The organism is Nocardioides zeae (assembly GCF_010686755.1).
In the GTDB taxonomy this organism is placed as follows: Bacteria; Actinomycetota; Actinomycetes; order Propionibacteriales; family Nocardioidaceae; genus Nocardioides; species Nocardioides zeae.
On the sequence record NZ_JAAGXA010000012.1, the window covers coordinates 16,836 to 33,495 of the forward strand.

Sequence of the window (16,660 nt, forward strand, 5' to 3'; positions counted from 1 at the left end):
ACGCTCGCCGCTTCCCAGTTCAAAGCTTCCGCGAGAGTGACCGCCGCAAATCGGCACGGCGCTTCTGACCAAGCAACGACATCGACGTCGTCACCGACGAGGTCGTCACCGACGAGCGATTCGCTGCAGTCCGCGAGGGGCGGTTTCGACGCTGCGCCAGGTAATTCATCGAGCGGTTCTTCTAACGGCCGTCCGCTCGTCCGCACGAGCCGCATGCCGGGCAGGAGCTCGTACAGCCCGCCACTCACGAGGCGCCCGCTGGCCTCAGTACGGCTTGGGCTGCAGAACAATCGGGTCGTTGTCGAGTTCCACAATCTCGACCTCGAACTCTTCCTTCTCGTCCACCGTCTCGTCTGCCGTGCCCTGGTCGTCACCGGGAATCTCGTCAAACATTCAACTGATCCTCTCGCTTAATGAATGTATGGCCGACGAGGCTAGTTGCCTACGCGCTGGGCGTCAACGATCGAATCCGATGCCGCTTGAGCATGGGCGGGTTTCGACACCGTCCTCCGCACGCACGTCGTACTGCTCCCATACCGCATCGCCAGTCGCTTCCATCCCCACCCTTCGGCGTGCGGCCGAACTGCCTCCGCGATCTGACCGTCGGGACACCGATCTTCGGCTTTCGCAGCCCCACCCCGTTGACATCCAGCCACCGCCGCGCTGTCTCGTGTCGGGAGCCGTACTTCCGACACAGTGCGGCGAGCAGCCGCGACGCCGGCGGAGTTTGCCCCTCACCCAGGCGCCCGTCGGGGATGGCGGTGCGCAACGTCCGCAACTCGACGGTGACGCAAGGGTCTGCTGCACTGATCGGTGACATCTAGCCTGCGTCGATGTGTGTCGGCGCTGGAAGGATGTGCACCATGCCGAGGGCATTCCCCAGAGAGTTCCGCGAGGACGTGATCCGGGTCTTCAAGACCTCGGACGCCTCTATCGCCTAGGTCGCGAAGGACTTCGGCATCTCGCCGTCGCGCCTCAAGCGGTGGCTCACGATCGACGACCGGAACTCGGCCAACCCGTCACCGGTCGCTAGGGCGGCGAACGAGTCCGACGCGCTGCGTGAGGCGAGCAAGCGGATCAAGCTCCTCGAGCAGGAGAACGAGGTCCTGCGCCGCGCCGCCGCCTACCTCTCGCAGGCCAACCTGCGGGGAAAGTGACCTACCCGCTCGTCCGCGAGCTGGCCGCCGACGGCATCCCCGTCGCGGTGACGTGCCGGGTGCTCAAGGTCGCCCGCGAGCCCTACCACCGCTGGCTTCCCTGCCCGGTCACCGAGGCCGATATCGTCGCTGCCTACCGGGCCAACGCCTTGTTCGATGCCCACCGTGACGACCCGGAGTTCGGCCACCGGTTCCTCCTCGACGAAGCAAGAGAAGCCGGCCACGCGATGGCGGAGCGGACGGCGTGGAAGATCTGCTCGCAGCTGGGTTGGTGGTCAGCGTTCGGGAAGAAGCGCGGTCGCAACGGCAAGGAGCCCGGACCGCCGGTCCACGACGACCTCTGCACAGTCGTCGACAAGCACGGCGTGACCCGCCACGAGTTCACCGCCGACGGCCCGAACCGGCTCTGGCTCAGCGACATCACCGAGTACTGGACCAGTGAGGGCAAGCTCTAAGTCTGCGCAATCAAGGACGTCGTCTCGAACCGGATCGTGGGCTACTGCATCGACTCACGGATGAAGTCCCGCATCGCGGTCGCGGCCCTCGACAACGCCGTCGCACGCCGCAACGCCGAAGGTGCGAGTGCGGCTGGCTGTGCCCTGCACGCCGACCGCGGGCCACAATTCCGCAGCCGAAAGCTGGTCCACGCGCTCAACCGGCACCAGATGGTCGGCTCGATGGGCCGCGTGGGCGCGGCCGGCGACAACGCAGCCATGGAAAGCTTCTTCGCACTGCTGCAGAGGAACGTCCTGGACCGCCGACCGTGGGCCACCCGCGGCGCCTTGCGGATCGCAAGCGTGACCTGGGTCGAGAAGACCTACCACCGCCGTCGCCGACAAGCAGCACTCGGCCGATTGACCCCGGTCGAATACGAACTGATCATGCTCCCAACCGCCACCCAGGCGGCCTAACCCAACCTGTCACCAGTTCGTGCAGCAGACCCTGGTCTGTTCATCTACGACGGACTGCCCAGAGTCGTCCAGCCCGCGACCCTGGGCTACACCAGCACCGGGAGGTTGAGCCTCAGAGCCTGTCTAGTCAGCGGTGAGAGCCGGCGTAACTCAATCCCCTGTTGGGAGCTCTACACGGTGGCCAAAATAGAGTCACCGGCGTCAAACGGCGACAGCTTCAGCATGTTCTCGTGCGAGGGCTACACGCGTGGAGACTCCGCGTTCGTAGAGATCATCGCCGAGCCCTAGCCCGCGCTGAGTCCGCCACCAGTGCAGCGATTTGATCTCTGCTCACAACCGGTTCTGCTTATGTCGAAGTTGCGCCGACCGACGTCGCAGACCTCTGGTGTCTCCGGCGCACTAGCTGCCACCACTGCATACTCTCGATCGGAGACATCCTGGTGCCACTGCCGAGTCAGTTGGACCGCCACGTGATCGACGCGAGAACCCCACCGGGGTCGACCCGGCGGGGATTCTCGCGTTCCCGGGGACGTCAGACCGTGATCTCCAGCCGCCGGATGCTGTCGTCGACCATCGTGAAGATCATCCGCAGGTCGACCTCGCCGCCGGGGAAGTTCCCGGACAGGTGCGTGGCCACCTCCCAGACGTCGTCCGCCGGCCGGGTGACCGCGCCCAGCGTCGTCACGACGTCGAACTGCCGTGCCGACTCCTCGAAGACCTCGAGGGTCGCGGCGCGACCCTCGAGGGTGTGGCCGTCGTCGAGGACGGTGACGTCCTCCGCCAGGTAGGTAACGGCCGTGGCGAACTCCTGCGCGACGTGGGCCTCGAGGTAGCGGGCCACCACGTCGGGGAGTGCTGCCTGGTCCAGGTTCGGGATCGTGGTCATGAGTGCCTGCTCTCTGTCGTGCCGCTGGGCGGATGGACGATGCTAGCACCGCTATATGACTTTGCCTAGCACCTTTCTAGCAGCGCTACAGCGTCTAAGGTAACGGCGTGCCCGACTCCGCTGCCGACCTCTCGTCGAAGGACAGGCTGCTCGTCGCGGCCACCAACCTCATGTCGAGCGGGAAGGACTTCTCGACGCGCGAGGTGCTCGCGGCCGCCGACGTCACGGCGCCGACGCTCTACCACCACTTCGGCAACAAGCAGGGCCTGGTCGACGCGGTCGCGCGGCACGGCTTCGCGCAGTACGTGCCGACCACCACCGCTGACGCCGATCCCCTGGAGGCCATCCGCGAGGGGTGGGACCAGCACGTCGCGTACGGCCTCGACCACCCGCGGTTCTACGCGCGGCTCTACGGCAACATCGTGCCCGGCACGCCCTGCGCCGTGACCGGCCCCGCCCTCGACATGATGCTGCTGATCCTCGAACCGGCCGCAGCGGCCGGACGTCTCGCCGTCGACGCGAGGAAGGCGGCCAGCAGGATCCTGGCGGCGAACGTCGGGGTGACCCTGAGCCTGATCGGACAGCCCGAGGGCCAGCGTGACACCGAGCTGTCCCCCGCCGTCCGCGAGGCCCTGCTGCGCGCGACGTTCGTCGAGGGCGACGCCACACCCGCCGCCGACCGCGGCCTGGCCGCCCGGGCCGTCGCGCTCGCGGCAGCCCTCGGGGCGGCCGACGTGCCGTTGAGCGCGGGCGAGCGCGCCATGCTCGGCGAGCTGCTCGACCGCCTCGCGGCGAGCTCCTGAACCGGAACCGGCCGTGCCCTTCGCCGACGAGCTGATCGGCCGTCCCGCCGTCGACGGCCTCGCCGACGTCATGCGCCGCGTCGCGCCGGAACGCGACTGGTCCCCCCTCGAGCTCGCCGCACGCCGACTGGAGGACCTGGGACTGAGCGACCGCGCCCGCGCGGTGGGCGGCGCCCTCCTCGAGGGACTGCCGTCCGACGTGGACGCGGCCGAACTCCTGCTCGACGCCGCACTGGCCGAGGACGACTTCACCGGCTGGGTGATCTGGCCCGTCACCGAGGCCGTCGCCCGGCTCACCAGCAACTCCGAGCCCCGGCGCTTCGACCAGGGGCTCGGGATGCTCATGAGGTTGACCCCGCGCCTGAGCTCGGAGTTCGCGCTGCGCCACTTCCTCAACCACGACCTCGAACGCACCCTCGACCACGCCCTCCGGTGGACCCGGTCCCCGGACGAGCACGTCCGGCGCCTCGCCAGCGAGGGCACGCGTCTGCGGCTGCCGTGGGCGAGGAGCGTGCCGGCGCTGCAGGCCGACCCCGCGGCGACGACCGGCATCCTCGACGCACTTCACCGGGACACGAGCCCCACAGTGCGACGCTCGGTGGCCAACCACCTCAACGACGTCAGCCGGCTCGACCCGGCCCTCGCCGTGGCGACGGCGCGACGCTGGGCAGCGGACCCCGTCGCGACGACCCCGGCGGTCGTCCGCCACGCGATGCGGACCCTGGTCAAGCAGGCCGACCCCGGCGCCCTTGAGCTGCTGGGCTTCGGCACACCGGAGGGGTTGGACGTCACGGGCCCTCGCCTCGGGCGCGACCGGGTGGCACTCGGCGAGGTCCTCGACTTCGCCGTCACGGTCACCAACCGCACGGAGGCCGAGACCCGGGGTGGCGATCGACTACGTCGTCCACCTCCGCCTACGCCGACTTCGTGGACCTGCTCGCCACGGGCAACGGCATCACGGACCGGGAGGCCGAGCAGGGCATCCTCGACTCGCTCGGCGGGGTGCCGCTGGGACGCTTCGCGACGCCCGAGGAGGTCGCCGACCTCGTGGGGTTCCTCGTCTCGGATCGCGCCGCGGCGATCATCGGCGCCGAGTACGTGATCGACGGCGGGACCGTCCGCACGGTCTGATCGCGTGGGGCGCGAGATTCGGACGGGCCGACCGCGGGAAGGTCGGGACCCATGACGGACGACCAGACCACACCCCTGCCTCCACCCTCGTGGTGGGTGCTCCTCGCCGTCGGCCTGGTCGCGATCGCGGGGATGGTGTACCTCGCGTTCGTGCCCACGACGGTCCACCAGACCGTCGACGACGACGACCACCCCGGCTACACGACGACGTGCGCCTCGCTGGTCGCGACCGGGTGGCCCGGCGACGTACACCCGAGCGAGCGCCTGACCTCGCGCGGCATCACGGAGACCGACACCTCCGAACCGCCGTACGACGCCTGCCACGCCCGCCGCACCCTCGCCGCCGCCGGCATCGGCGCGTTGGCGGCTCCCGCGAGCGCGCTCGTCTACCTCGTGGCCGTCGGCCGTCGACGTACGCCGCGGGTCGACGCCCCGGCCTGACGCCCACGCCTCACGGGCAGGCGGTCTCCCGCTGCTGCACGTCGCTGCCACCGATGCGGCCCAGCGGCGTACCGGGGGAAGCGGTGGACGGCGCGAGGTAGCAGCTGTAGTCGCTGCGGTTGAAGCCCTCGAGGTGGAGGTGGGGGCCGGTCCAGCAGCTCTCGTCGTAGGCGATGTCGCCCCCGACCACGCCCAGGACCGTGTCGGTGTCGACGCTGTCGCCCTCGGCGACGCGCACGTCCTCGAGGTGGAGGTAGGCGACCCGGCCGATCTCGGCGCCGCCCTCGCTGACGGAGACCTGCACCCCGTCTCCCCCGCCGCCGTTCGAGCACGAGGGGGCGACCTTGACGACGGTGAGCGTGAGGCCGTGCGGGCCGCTCAGCCGCGGACGTACCGGGGTCCCGGCGGCGACGCCGTAGTCAGCCGACCAGTCGCCGGGGTAGCCCGTCTCGGCGTCCTCGAAGTTCACGGCGGTGTGGTGGCCGTCGGGATGACTGGTGAGGGTCGCGTCGTAGTCGGCCTCGATCGTCACCTCCGAGCCGCCCGCGTGGGCGGGTGGAGCGAGGAGGGCGGTCGAGGCGGCGGTGGTCGCCGTGGTGGCGGCGAGCGTGAGGGCAGCAGCGGCTGCGGTGTGGAGGCGCACGTTGTTCTCCCGAGAGTCGACGTTCGGTCCACCTTCCACGCTACGTCGACGAGCCTCGGTGTCAAGGCCCCCGAGCGGCGTCCGCGGCTCAGTGCCAGTTCTGCGAGCCGCGGGTCGACGTCACCAGGAGCGGACGGTCGCCGAGCAGCCCGGACCACCGCACCGCGAGGGCGAGCGCGTGCCAGAGCAGCGTGCTCGTCCCGGCCGAGAGCGGCTTGCCGTCGTCGTCGACGGTCGTCACGCCGTACGTCGCCGCCGTGCGCCCGGGCCAGAGTCGCGCCACCTGGCCCGAGGCCACGACGGCGCGCTTCTCGAGCAGGTCGAGGCTGGTGTAGCCCATCGGCACGTTCGCCAGCAACGCCTCGTCGGCGAAGTCCGCGAGGTCCCCGCAGCGGGACAGCCCGTGGTTGGTGCGCACGAGGTGGAGCAGCTCGTCGTGCCCGGTCGCCGTCGCCGCGGGACGGCCCGCCAGCCACCCGGACGGGCCCGGGGCGCGGAACTCCTGACGCCCCACCCGCACCGAGCGGTCGTGCCACGCATCGGCGTCGGTGACCATGGGGATGTTCAGCGGTCGCACGTCCCCTCCTCGCTCGCCCGGACCGGTGCCGGAGCTCGGCCGAGGCTAGCGGGAGCGACGCCACCGCCCGGAAGTCGGTGGCGCGCCCGACCCCTCGTCGGTCAGCCTGGTGCGGTGACCTGGACGACGACGACCCTCCGCGCAGCACTCCGTGCCGACCTCGTGGTGGCGTTGCGCGCTCGCGACCGCACCGCGGTCAGCGCCCTGCGCACCACCATCGCCGCGATCGACAACGCCGAGGCGCTGCCCGTCGACGTGGCGGTCCCGTCGACCTCCGGCCCCGTCGCCGGAGCGGTGTCCGGGCTGGGGGCGACGGAGGCGGTACGGCGCGACCTGACCTCCGCCGACCTCGCCGCGCTCCTCACGACCCAGGTCGAGGAGCGGCGCACGGCCGCGGACGAGGTGGAGCGGCACGGACGCGACGCCGACGCCGCCCGACTGCGGCGCGAGGCGGACGTCGTGACGGCGTACCGCGACCGGGCCTGACGGTCGGGGCACTTCGCTGCGGCGACCTCAGGCTCTCCTCGCCTCCCGCGGACCCCGGGCGATGTAGGAGGCGCACGCCCCGAGGAGCAGCGCCACCCAGACCCCCGCGGGCACCTGGGCGAGCGCCGTGCTGAAGGGTCGGTCGATCGCGCCGTCGGCCACCACCGCCAGACCTCCGATGGCGACCGGCACGACCCACGCGGCGTCGCCGATCGCGACCACCGCGACGTACCCGGTCACCAGCAGGAGGCACACCAGTCGCGTCGTGTCGGGGACCCCGTACGCCGCGGGCCACGCCGCGATGACGACGGCCCCGAGCGAACCGGCGAGCTGCACCGCGCGCCAGCTGGTGGTCCGCACGAGGGTGGCCTCCAGACCACCGACGGCTGAGTAGAGCGGCAACAGGCCCGCGCCGGCTCCCGCGAGGGCGAGGACCAGCGGGACGGCGACCGGCCAGTCCACCAGGGGCACGTCGATGACCGACCCGTCCTGCCAGGTCGCGACGACGAGGAGCGCGACCGCGAGCGGGAGGGCGATGTGCCAACGGCCCACGCGGAGGAGCACGAGGACCACACCCATCACCCCACCACGAGAACAGGACCGAGGTCGGGCTCGCAGTCGCTGAGCATCGCGTACGCCGCGACCACCTCGTCGGGAGCAGGACCGTCAACCCCGCCGTCGAGGCGGGCGTTCACCCACTCGGCGACAACGGCCTGGGCATTGAGGAGGTCCTCCGGCGGCTCGTTCGCCGCGTAGGCGAGGCACCGGCGCGGCACGACCAGGGTCTCCAGCACGTCCGCGCGGGACAGGCCCCCACTCGCGACCTGTCCCGGGTCCGCGCTCAGGACACCCGTGTCGTCAGGCATGCGGTTGTCAGGCAGGCCGCGGTCGAACACGTACCGGTCCTGGAGCGGGAGCCCCGAGTCCGACAGCTGGGCGTAGGTCTCCGCCAGCGACGCCTGGGCGGCGTCGACCAGGTGCGGCATCCGCGCGGGCCCACACACCTCGGGGCGGTTCCCGGCGCACGACGTCGCCTCTTCCACCAGGATCCGACTGCCGCTCTCCTTGAGCTGGTGGAAGACCACGAGGGTGGCGATGACGAGGACGAGAGCGAGGCCGACCGTCCCGCGGCGCAGGGTGAACGTGCCACCGCGCAACGCGCCCCCCACGAGCGCGCCGCCCGCGGCGAGCCCGAGGTGGGCCACCACGTGTCCCAGAGTCCAGGCCGGGGAGATCGCGACGCCCGCGAGCGTGCCCAGGCTGCCGCCGGCTTGGAAGAGCCCCATCAGCTCCGCCCGTGGCGACAGCGCGAAGACCGCGTAGACGGCGAGTGCAGCGACCGGGCCGGCCGCTCTGTTCCTGAGCGACGAACCCAGCGCGAACCCGACGAAGGCCGCAGCCACGAGCACGGCGACCACCGACGCCACGACCGGCAGCACGACGTCCGATCGTGGCGCGACGGCGTCGTGACGCAACAGGCGGATGCCCGCAGGCACCATGCCGACCAGCCAGGCCGAGACACCGAGCGCCGCTGCCGCGGCTGGCAGTGCCATTCCCGCTCGCTGGCCTCGTGGCGACGTGTGCTCCAACAGCGTCAGCGTCGGCGCTTGCCTCCACGCGCGGTCGTGCGCGACGAGTCCGGCGACGACCGGTCCCAGCAGGATGGTCGCACTGGCGCCCCAGCTCACGGCCCAGTCCCACTCGGTCTGCCAGCCATCGCGCGACCACGTCGCGAGGACGACGAGCAGCACCAGGCCCGGCCACGCCAGAGCAACAGTGGAGCGACGGCCCCACAGCAGGATCGCGCGGATCACGCCGCGCGGCCCTCGAGGCACACCGACAGGAAGCCGGCCTCGAGCCGACGATGCTCCGTCGTGCCCGCCGGTGCACGGTCCGCGAGGGCCGATGGGGTGCCGTCGAAGCGCACGAGACCCTCGTGCAGCGCGATGATCCGCTCAGCCAGGTCGGCCACGTCCTCCATGACGTGGCTGCTGATGAGCACCGTGCCGGGCAGGGTCTGCAGCAGGTCCACCATGCTGCGGCGCTGGTGCGGGTCGAGACCCGTGCTGGGCTCGTCCAGCAGCAGCACGTCGACCTCGCCCGCGAGCGCCTGCGCGAGAGCGACCCGCCGCAGCATGCCGCCGGACAGCGAGCCGAGCTTGCTCGACCGCCGCGCTTCGAGGCCGACCCGTTCCAGCGCGTCATCGGCAGCCTGTCCTGCCCGCCCGCTGGGGAGCCCCCGCATCCATGCCAGGTAGGCCACGACCTCGCGCGCCGTCAGGTTGGACGGGAAGCGCGGCAGCTGTGGCACGAGTGCCACCCGTCGCAGGGCGGGGCGACGGGTCCGACGTCCGTAGACGTCGTGCCCCGCCACCTCCACGCTGCCTGCCGTGGGTCGGCGACCGCCCGCCACCGCCGTCAGCAGGGTGGACTTGCCGGCCCCGTTGGCGCCGATGAGCGCCGTGATCCCCTCCCCGAGCGCGAACGAGACATCGTCGAGGGCGCGCACCGCGCCGTACTCCTGGACGAGGCCGCGCACGACGGCCCGCGAGGTCATCTCCCGGCCGCTACTCGAGGTCACCTGGCAACCTGGACGTCAGAAGTTCCCGGACTTGCTCCTCTTGCAGGGATCCGTCGCCCATGCACGATCCATGCAGACATCGACGGTCGACCACACATTTGCGGTAGAGCTCCCTGCATACGCGGTGCGCGTCGAGAGGGTGACCCAGCTGCTCTTGCCATCACCTCGTCGCCCGGACTGGACCTTCGCGCGGTTGTTCGTGTTGCCCTCGATGTAGGCCTGCATGTCGTCGACGCGGAAGTCACGCAGGGTCGGCTCGAGGCGAGCACCGTCCCAGCCGACCCCGTAGAAGGACCCCTTTCCAGCGCCGCGGTCCACCCCGTCGTAGGAGACCGTCGTCGGCCCGGACGAGTACGCCTGGGCGGCCCCCGTGCCGAGCAGGCCGAGCATCACCGTGAGTGCCGCTCCGTACATTCCTCGCTTCATAGCTCCCCCGTTGGTAGTAGCCGCTAGTCGGCTCACCCACAGGGGTGGACCACAAGGAAGAATTCACGAGGGTCAGAATCCTGTCAATTGTTGAAACGCGAAGATCGACGCTCAGCGCCGCCGCCACCGACTCGTCGCCGGCCGCAGCACGAGCGCGAGGGCCAGGGCCGCCCCGGCGAGCAGCCCCCACCACAGGAACTCCGAGCGCGACACCCCGAGGTGGTCCTCGGGCGCGCGTGGCGCGCGGGCCTCGACGGTCTCGCCGGGCACCGACGTGCTCGTCGTGACCGTGCCGTCGGGCGCCACCTGCAGCACGCGTGTCAGCGCCTCGACGGGCTGCACGACCCCCGCCCCGCCGTACGCGTTCGGCGCGTCCGTCACCCCGCCCGCCGTCGCCTTGATCCGGGCGGCCACCTGGGGCGCCGTCCACCCGTTGCCCGAGCTGAACATGACCGCCGCGAGGCCGCTGACGACGGCGGCGGCGTACGACGACGACGCCGGCACCTCGCACGCCCCGCCGGGCAGGAGCGTGAACGCGCCGCCGCTCGGGGCGACCACGTCCGTCCAGTAGGAGGGCCGCGTCCACGACGACGCCGGAGCGCCGAGCTCCGGCATCGAGGCGACGCCGAGCACGTTGGGGAGCTCGTACGCCGCGGGGTAGGCCACCGCGTCCGACGGGTCCTCCTGCGGACGGTTGCCGAGGCTCGGCGGGTCGCCGCCCTCGACGTTGAGGTTCGCGGCGACGACCAGCACGTCCAGCTGGCCCAGCTGCTGGACCAGCGAGCCGATCTGCGGCGACTGCGACGCGTCGACGGTCATGGACACGTTGACGACCTTGATGTTCCGGGGGGCGTGGTTGGAGACGACCCACCGGAGCCCCTCGGCCAGGCCGGCGACCGACGGCTCGACGAGCCCGTCCTGACCGCCCTCGTCGGTGTTGACGTCGGCGACCTGCACCGAGTAGATCGTCGCAGCCGGCGCGACCCCGACCCCCGGGCCGCCGCCGCGTCCCGCGATGATCCCCGCCACCTTCGTGCCGTGGTAGGACTCCGTCGCCGCCGTCGTGCCCCGGAGCTGGACCGACTCCTGCACGGGGAGGGCTCCGCTGGCCGCCACCCCCGTGTCGATGACCGCGACCCCCACGCCCTCGCCGCGCGCGATGCGGTGCAGCGAGGCGTAGTCGAGGTCGGCCGCCAACGGGGACGTGCCCTCGGTGCTCAGCGGCTCCTCGTTCTGCGACGGTCCCGCCGGGCACTCCACGGCCGCTGCCGGTGCGGTGGCCCCGGGCAGCAGCGTCACGAGCGTCGCCGCGGCCGTCAGCCCCAGCGCCGGTACGACGCGACCCACCGCTCGACGGGTCACCCGCCCGCTCCCGCCTCGGCCTCGGCGCCCTCCTCGGCGGGCGCCTCCTCGCCCGGGGCGACGGGCGTGCACGTGCGGTCCGCCTGCGCGCTCGAGCCGATCGGTCGGAGCGCCTCCTCGCGGGTGAGCGTGACTCCGCACCCGAAGTGCTCGATCCAGGCGGTCGGCACGACGGGGGCGTCGTCGATCCCGTAGCCGAGCTGCGTGAGGGCGTCGCCGGGCAGCGCGTAGCGCACGCCCTGGGAGTCGACCAGGAACGCGTCGCCGACGCGGGTGTCGGTGAACCCGCCGACCCGCACCACGGCGCCGCTGCCGCGCTCGACGAAGGTCCGCACCTCGTCGGCACCGACGCCCTCGGCGGCCGCGGGCGCGGACGGCCGGAACGCGAGGGACACCGTCGGGGGCACGTCGTCGTGGGTGCTGAGCACGACGCACGGCTGCTGGGCCGTCGCGTCCTGCCGGAGCTCCGGACGGTCGGTGGGCCACACGTCGTTGGGCGCCGGGTCGGCGTACCGGTCACCGATGTCCCCCGTGACCTGCGACGGCTCCCCGATGTTGGGCAGCGTGCGGTAGACCGCCGCACCGAAGTCGGACATCTCGCGGTAGCCGTCGGCGGTCAGCACGACCTCGTCGCCGTTGCGGTCGAGCACGAGCATGCCGGTGAGCGCGGCGTTGCCGTTGGAGAGGGTGAGGCCCTCGATGCCCTGACCGGGCTGGTCGAGCTGGCCCTCGAAGTCGAAGGCGTCGATGCCCAGCGGGGGCGCCGCCGGGAAGAGGTCGACCCAGTCGCGCGGCACCTCGACGACGTCCTCGGGCACCGGGCCCTCGAGCACCTCGAGCAGCTCGGCCGCGGCCTCGGCCGACGGGATCTCCATGCGGAAGACCCGGGGCGTGCCGTTCGCGTCGGGCTGGCCGGGGGCCAGCAGGAAGTAGGCGCCGCCGCTGCTCACCACCATCGCCGCCTGCTCGTCCACCTCGACCGACGGATCGGAGGCCACCGCGACCTGGAACCCGCCACCGTTCGTCGTGCACCCGGTCCACCCGGTGCGGACCAGTGCGTCGCCGCCCGGCATCGCGACCGGCGCCTCGGGGATGCCGATGGCGTCGGCCTGCTCGTACTTGTTGATCTCCTCCTCCGGCACCGTCGTCGGGTTGAGGTCGGAGCCGAGGATGAGCCGCGCCGAGGTCGCGTTGACGATCGGCACCAGCACGGTGTCCTCGCCGTTCTCGCCGACCTGCACGAGGTAGAGCTGCACCGAGTCCTCGGCGAGCACCACGCCCTCGCTGTCGGCCCACCCGGCGTTGGGACGCGGCTTGAGGAACCCGAGCACCGCAGCGGCGGCGAGGACGAGCACCGTGATGGCGATGCCGCCGATGATGGCGCGGCCGGGCCGGCTCGGCTCGACCTCGCGGCCGCCCGGGGCGCCCGAGACGAAGGCGGTCACGAGCCGCCGGCGGCTGAAGGAGTAGGCCTCGACGAGGTCCCGCTTGGTGGCCACGTCAGCGCGCGATCAGGTCGGGGACGCCCACGGCGAGGGCGAGCAGCGGGAAGAGGGCCACGAGCGCGATCGTCTCGGCGATGTCGCCGAGGCGCGCGCGACGCACGGAGGTGCCACCCGGCACGAGGGTCGTCAGCAGCACGAGGCCGCCCGCGACCGCCAGCGCGACGGCGGCGCTGGGACGCCAGTCCGGGTGGAGCACGAGCACGCTCACGGCCGTCACGAGCAACCCGAGGATGCCCGTGCCGAGGCCCACGAGCACCTCGAGGCCGGTGCGGTACTGGCGCGTCCGCATCATCACCACGACGCAGCACAGGGCGGCCAGGACCGTGCCGGAGAGTCCCAGGCCCACCGCCAGCGGCGCGACCAGCACGACCAGCAGGCCCACCGCGGAGGTGATGCCCACGAGGATCTCGTGGGCGGTGCGGGCGTCGGCCAGCACCCGTTCGGGATCGATGTCGTCGGGGTCGTTCTGGATGTCGTCGACCGTGGCCAGCTGGTCGACCCGGGTCGACGTCGCGCTGAGCGCGAGCCAGGGGAACACGCTGCCCGCCACGACCACGAAGACGAGCACGGCGGTGAGGACCGCGCTCGGGTCCCAGTCGGTGACCCCGAACAGCCACCCGCCGACCGCCATCAGCCCGCCGAGCAGGACCGGCGCCGCGAGGAGCGGACGCCCGTCCTCCAGGCCCACCACGACGACGAGCGCCACGGCCAGGACGCCGAGACCGACCGCGGTGAGCACCGGCACGTCCCACTCCACGGCGGCCAGGTAGCCCGCCACCCCGCCGTACGCCGCGCCGAGGAGCCCGACGACGACCGCGGCCTGCCGCTCGTGCTGCACCCGGGAGAGCACGACGGCCCCGGCGCCCAGCACCAGGGCGATCACGGCGGCACCGACACCGGCCAGGAGGGAGTCGCTCTGGATCAGCAGGGACCAGGCACCGACCCCGAGGAGCAGGGCCGCGGCCCCCAGCGCCGTACGCCGACCCGCGGCCGGCTCCCACGGCTTGAGCTCGCGCTCCACGACGTCCGTCATGGCCTCGACGACGTCGTCGTACACCCGCGGCGGGTCGTCGTCGACGCCCGCGCTGACGGTGAGGAGCCCGCCGTCCTCGACGCCCTGGATCATCAGGCCCGCGTCGTGCGCCAGGGTGCGGCCGTCGTGGGTCACCACGCGGTAGCCGCCGTGCACCGTCGCGGCATCGAGGAGGCCCACGCTGCGGGCCAGCTCGGGCACCAGCTCCGCGACCGGGACGGCCGACGGGAGGACGAGGTCGACACGCCGCCGCCCGGACGCCACGGTCACACGCACCAGACCCGACGTACCGACCTGTGCCTGGCTCATCGTGGGGCCCCTCCTCGGGCTCGGCGGGTCACGCGCCCGGAGGGCGGCCCGCAGGGGGAGGTGCGGCCCGACGGCCGCACCCGGACACACGAGCCGCCCCGACCATCACTGGTCGGGGCGGCTCGTCGACGACTCAGACCGGGAAGCGGTCAGCACCGCGGAGGTCTGCGGCACGGTACTCCTGGTTGGAGGCCTGCACCGCGTTGCCGGTGCTCTCCAGCAGCGCGATCATCTCCGCGATCGCGGTGTCCCACTGCGCCTTGGCGGTGAGGTAGGCCTGCTGCGCCTGACCCTCCCACTCGCTGCGCAGCGGCGAGAGCTCGCTCTCGAGCTGGTCGAGGCGCCCCTCGATGTCGCGGGCGGTGCTCACGAGGTCCTGCGAGGCGGCCTCGAGGCTGCCGTGGTTGACGCGGATTCCGCTCATGATTCTCTCCTGCTCCTCGGGCCCGGCTCAGCCGAGGCGGTTGAACTGCGACTGGAAGGTGTCGGCCTGCGTCGTGTCCGTCGAGACCGCGTCGGTCTCGGTGTCGCGCAGGGAGGCCTCGAAGTTGTTGAGGGCGTTGGTGATCGTCTGCTGCTTCTCCTGCCAGGCCGTGTGCAGCTGGTGGAAGGCGGCGGCACCCTGGCCGCCCCACTGCGCACCGATGCCCTGGATCTTGCTGGAGAGCGTCTGGCTCTTGCGGTCGAGGTCGATCTTCGCCTCGGCGACCAGCTGGGCCGCGCTGGAGAGACTGCCCTCTCCGATCTGAACGTTCGACATGCTCATCTCCTTCTCCCCCGAGCGGTTCCGAGACGCGCGAGGAGCTGACCGTGTGGTTCGGACTCGCCGGGCGAGGTCGCTGCCCACCCGGACGGTGGCGTGTGGTACCCGGGGCCTCCCCCGGTAAACACCTCAGCCCACGATTTCCCAGATTCTGCGGAAAACTCCGACGGTCACGACGAAGGCCGGGACCGCGAACGCGACGGACAGCGCCTCGGCGATCTCGGCGCGGCGTCCCCACCACACCGAGCGCCACCCCCGACCCAGCGCGACGGCCGCGGCGACCACCGCCACGCCGACCACCACGGCGGCCAGTCCGACGCGCCCCGACCACGACTGCTCGGCGACCACGGCCACCAGCACGCACCCCAGGCACCACAGCCCGGCGAGACGGAGGGCGACCCGGGCGGCGGGGTGGCGGTAGCTGCGCGCGACCAGCAGCTGGGTGCAGCCCACCAACGACACGAGCAGCGGCGCGCCCACCTCGTCGAGCGGCAGGCGGGTCGTGGAGAGCACGAGGGGCGCGGCCACGAGCGAGACGGCGAGCACCGCCATCGCCGCCGACCCGACGAGCCGGGCGCCGCGCTCGACGACGTCCTCGACCGCCGTGCGCCGGATGATCGTGCGGGTACGTCGGCTCGTCGTGCGGTCCCGCGCCGACCAGGCCGAGACGGCCAGCCGTTCGAGGTCGACGAGGGTCTGGTCGGGCACGTCGACGGCCACGCCGGGCACGAAGCGCCCCGCCACGAGGCAGAGCAGGAGGAGCGTCGCCCACACCACGCGCTCGTGGAGGCCGAGCACGGCGGCGAGGCCGGCGACGACGAACACGGCGCTCCCCGCCCACATCCACACGCGCAGCTGCTCGTCGGACGCCCCCGTCGCCGCGCGCGCCACCGCTGCCGTGACCGCCGCTCCGAGGGCCGCGATGCCGACGACCATGGGGAGCCGCGCGGACGCAGGGTCCCAGACGGCGACGAGTGCCGCCGTACCCCCGAAGACGGGAGCGACGAGCACCCGCAGCTCGACGAGCCGCCCCAGCGGGAGGACGCCGACGAACGCCCCCGCGAGCAGCAGCCCGACCAGCAGCCGCCGGTCGTCCTCGCTGCCGCCGGCCAGCACGCCGAGGCCCGCCAGCAGCGCCGCCCCGGCCGCGAGGGCGACGAGGCAGCGGGCGACGGGCCCGGGGCCGTCGACCGCGTCCGGTCGTCGGTCGCCCCGCGCGCGGTCGGGTGCGGCGGGGGGTGCGCCGTACGTCGCCACGACGACGCTGCCCGAGCGGATGCCGGCGTCGGCCAGCGTGGCCCGGGCCGGCAGCTCGGTGCCGCGGTGGTCGCAGAGGCGCGCGGGCGTGCGCTCGCCGGTCTGCTTGGCGTACTCGCGGAGCACGTCCACGGCGGACGCACCCTCGGGGACGAGGAGGTCCAGCACGCCGGAGCGGCCGTGCACGGAGAGCGCGAGCGTGCCCGTCGTGCTGCCGGCAGCCGCACCGGCCACGGTCTCGGTCATCCGACCCCTCTCTCGTCAGGGCACGCCGGTGGCGCACGAGGGAGGCTAGTTCCCCTCCCGTGACCGGACTACCCGTCCTGATCGGGTCGGGTTTCGACGGGCCCCGCCGACCCGCTCTCCACAACGTGCGCGACAGGGGTTTC

At 72.4% G+C, this 16,660-nt stretch carries 18 protein-coding genes and 1 pseudogene; 5 read left to right on the top strand and 14 right to left on the bottom strand.

From position 1 onward, the window contains the following. Positions 1–264: 264 nt before the first annotated feature. Entirely contained in the window at positions 265–393 is a 129-nt protein-coding gene (locus G3T38_RS22305; protein ID WP_275940943.1) for a hypothetical protein, read from the bottom strand. A 470-nt stretch (positions 394–863) separates the two neighbouring features. On the opposite strand from G3T38_RS22305, the pseudogene G3T38_RS16055 reads away from it, so the two are divergent. Next, positions 864–2,068: pseudogene (locus G3T38_RS16055) on the top strand (IS3 family transposase). Positions 2,069–2,600: 532 nt separating this feature from the next. Here the strand turns inward: G3T38_RS16055 and G3T38_RS16060 are convergent. Beyond that, on the bottom strand, positions 2,601–2,954 hold the full coding sequence (locus G3T38_RS16060; protein WP_163773336.1) for a nuclear transport factor 2 family protein: 354 nt from the start codon (positions 2,952–2,954) through the stop codon (positions 2,601–2,603). A 107-nt stretch (positions 2,955–3,061) separates the two neighbouring features. Between G3T38_RS16060 and G3T38_RS16065 the strand changes: the two genes are divergently transcribed. The 3 genes from G3T38_RS16065 (at position 3,062) to G3T38_RS16075 (ending at position 5,329) form a co-directional block, all read left to right on the top strand. Further along, a complete protein-coding gene (locus G3T38_RS16065; protein WP_206675900.1) occupies positions 3,062–3,757 on the top strand; it encodes a TetR family transcriptional regulator in 696 nt (231 codons plus the stop codon). Positions 3,758–4,804: 1,047 nt separating this feature from the next. Next, positions 4,805–4,888, top strand: a complete 84-nt coding sequence (locus G3T38_RS21840; protein WP_338037724.1) for a hypothetical protein — start codon at positions 4,805–4,807, stop codon at positions 4,886–4,888. 51 nt (positions 4,889–4,939) lie between these two features. Continuing rightward, complete coding sequence (locus G3T38_RS16075; protein ID WP_163773338.1) at positions 4,940–5,329, top strand: hypothetical protein; 390 nt, start codon at positions 4,940–4,942, stop codon at positions 5,327–5,329. 10 nt (positions 5,330–5,339) lie between these two features. Here the strand turns inward: G3T38_RS16075 and G3T38_RS16080 are convergent, their stop codons facing one another. Both G3T38_RS16080 and G3T38_RS16085 read right to left on the bottom strand, forming a co-directional pair. Next, on the bottom strand, positions 5,340–5,972 hold the full coding sequence (locus tag G3T38_RS16080) for a M23 family metallopeptidase (protein ID WP_163773339.1): 633 nt from the start codon (positions 5,970–5,972) through the stop codon (positions 5,340–5,342). Between the two features lie 88 nt (positions 5,973–6,060). Continuing rightward, positions 6,061–6,549: a hypothetical protein gene (locus G3T38_RS16085; protein ID WP_163773340.1), complete on the bottom strand. Its 489-nt coding sequence runs from the start codon at positions 6,547–6,549 to the stop codon at positions 6,061–6,063. Between the two features lie 114 nt (positions 6,550–6,663). On the opposite strand from G3T38_RS16085, the gene G3T38_RS16090 reads away from it, so the two are divergent. Continuing rightward, positions 6,664–7,035, top strand: coding sequence for a GatB/YqeY domain-containing protein (locus G3T38_RS16090; protein WP_163773341.1), 372 nt, complete (start codon positions 6,664–6,666; stop codon positions 7,033–7,035). A gap of 27 nt (positions 7,036–7,062) precedes the next feature. On the opposite strand, the gene G3T38_RS16095 is transcribed toward G3T38_RS16090, so the two are convergent. From G3T38_RS16095 to G3T38_RS16140, 10 genes are all read right to left on the bottom strand, one after another. Then, on the bottom strand, positions 7,063–7,614 hold the full coding sequence (locus tag G3T38_RS16095) for a hypothetical protein (RefSeq protein ID WP_163773342.1): 552 nt from the start codon (positions 7,612–7,614) through the stop codon (positions 7,063–7,065). Next, complete coding sequence (locus G3T38_RS16100; protein WP_163773343.1) at positions 7,614–8,849, bottom strand: hypothetical protein; 1,236 nt, start codon at positions 8,847–8,849, stop codon at positions 7,614–7,616. Before G3T38_RS16100 ends, G3T38_RS16095 begins: the two co-directional genes overlap by 1 nt. Next, on the bottom strand, positions 8,846–9,616 hold the full coding sequence (locus G3T38_RS16105; protein WP_163773344.1) for an ATP-binding cassette domain-containing protein: 771 nt from the start codon (positions 9,614–9,616) through the stop codon (positions 8,846–8,848). Before G3T38_RS16105 ends, G3T38_RS16100 begins: the two co-directional genes overlap by 4 nt. Positions 9,617–9,631: 15 nt before the next feature. Beyond that, a complete protein-coding gene (locus G3T38_RS16110; protein WP_163773345.1) occupies positions 9,632–10,042 on the bottom strand; it encodes a hypothetical protein in 411 nt (136 codons plus the stop codon). Between the two features lie 111 nt (positions 10,043–10,153). Further along, entirely contained in the window at positions 10,154–11,404 is a 1,251-nt protein-coding gene (locus G3T38_RS16115; protein WP_163773346.1) for a S8 family serine peptidase, read from the bottom strand. Further along, positions 11,401–12,903 (bottom strand): type VII secretion protein EccB, encoded by a 1,503-nt coding sequence (eccB, locus tag G3T38_RS16120; RefSeq protein ID WP_163773347.1) that lies wholly within the window; start codon positions 12,901–12,903, stop codon positions 11,401–11,403. Before eccB ends, G3T38_RS16115 begins: the two co-directional genes overlap by 4 nt. Before the next feature lies 1 nt (position 12,904). Continuing rightward, positions 12,905–14,251: a type VII secretion integral membrane protein EccD gene (eccD, locus tag G3T38_RS16125; protein WP_163773348.1), complete on the bottom strand. Its 1,347-nt coding sequence runs from the start codon at positions 14,249–14,251 to the stop codon at positions 12,905–12,907. Between the two features lie 133 nt (positions 14,252–14,384). Further along, positions 14,385–14,675 (bottom strand): WXG100 family type VII secretion target, encoded by a 291-nt coding sequence (locus tag G3T38_RS16130; protein ID WP_163773349.1) that lies wholly within the window; start codon positions 14,673–14,675, stop codon positions 14,385–14,387. Positions 14,676–14,702: 27 nt separating this feature from the next. Further along, positions 14,703–15,011, bottom strand: a complete 309-nt coding sequence (locus G3T38_RS16135) for a WXG100 family type VII secretion target (RefSeq protein ID WP_163773350.1) — start codon at positions 15,009–15,011, stop codon at positions 14,703–14,705. 132 nt (positions 15,012–15,143) lie between these two features. Next, positions 15,144–16,517 (bottom strand): hypothetical protein, encoded by a 1,374-nt coding sequence (locus tag G3T38_RS16140; RefSeq protein ID WP_163773351.1) that lies wholly within the window; start codon positions 16,515–16,517, stop codon positions 15,144–15,146. Positions 16,518–16,660: the final 143 nt, after the last annotated feature.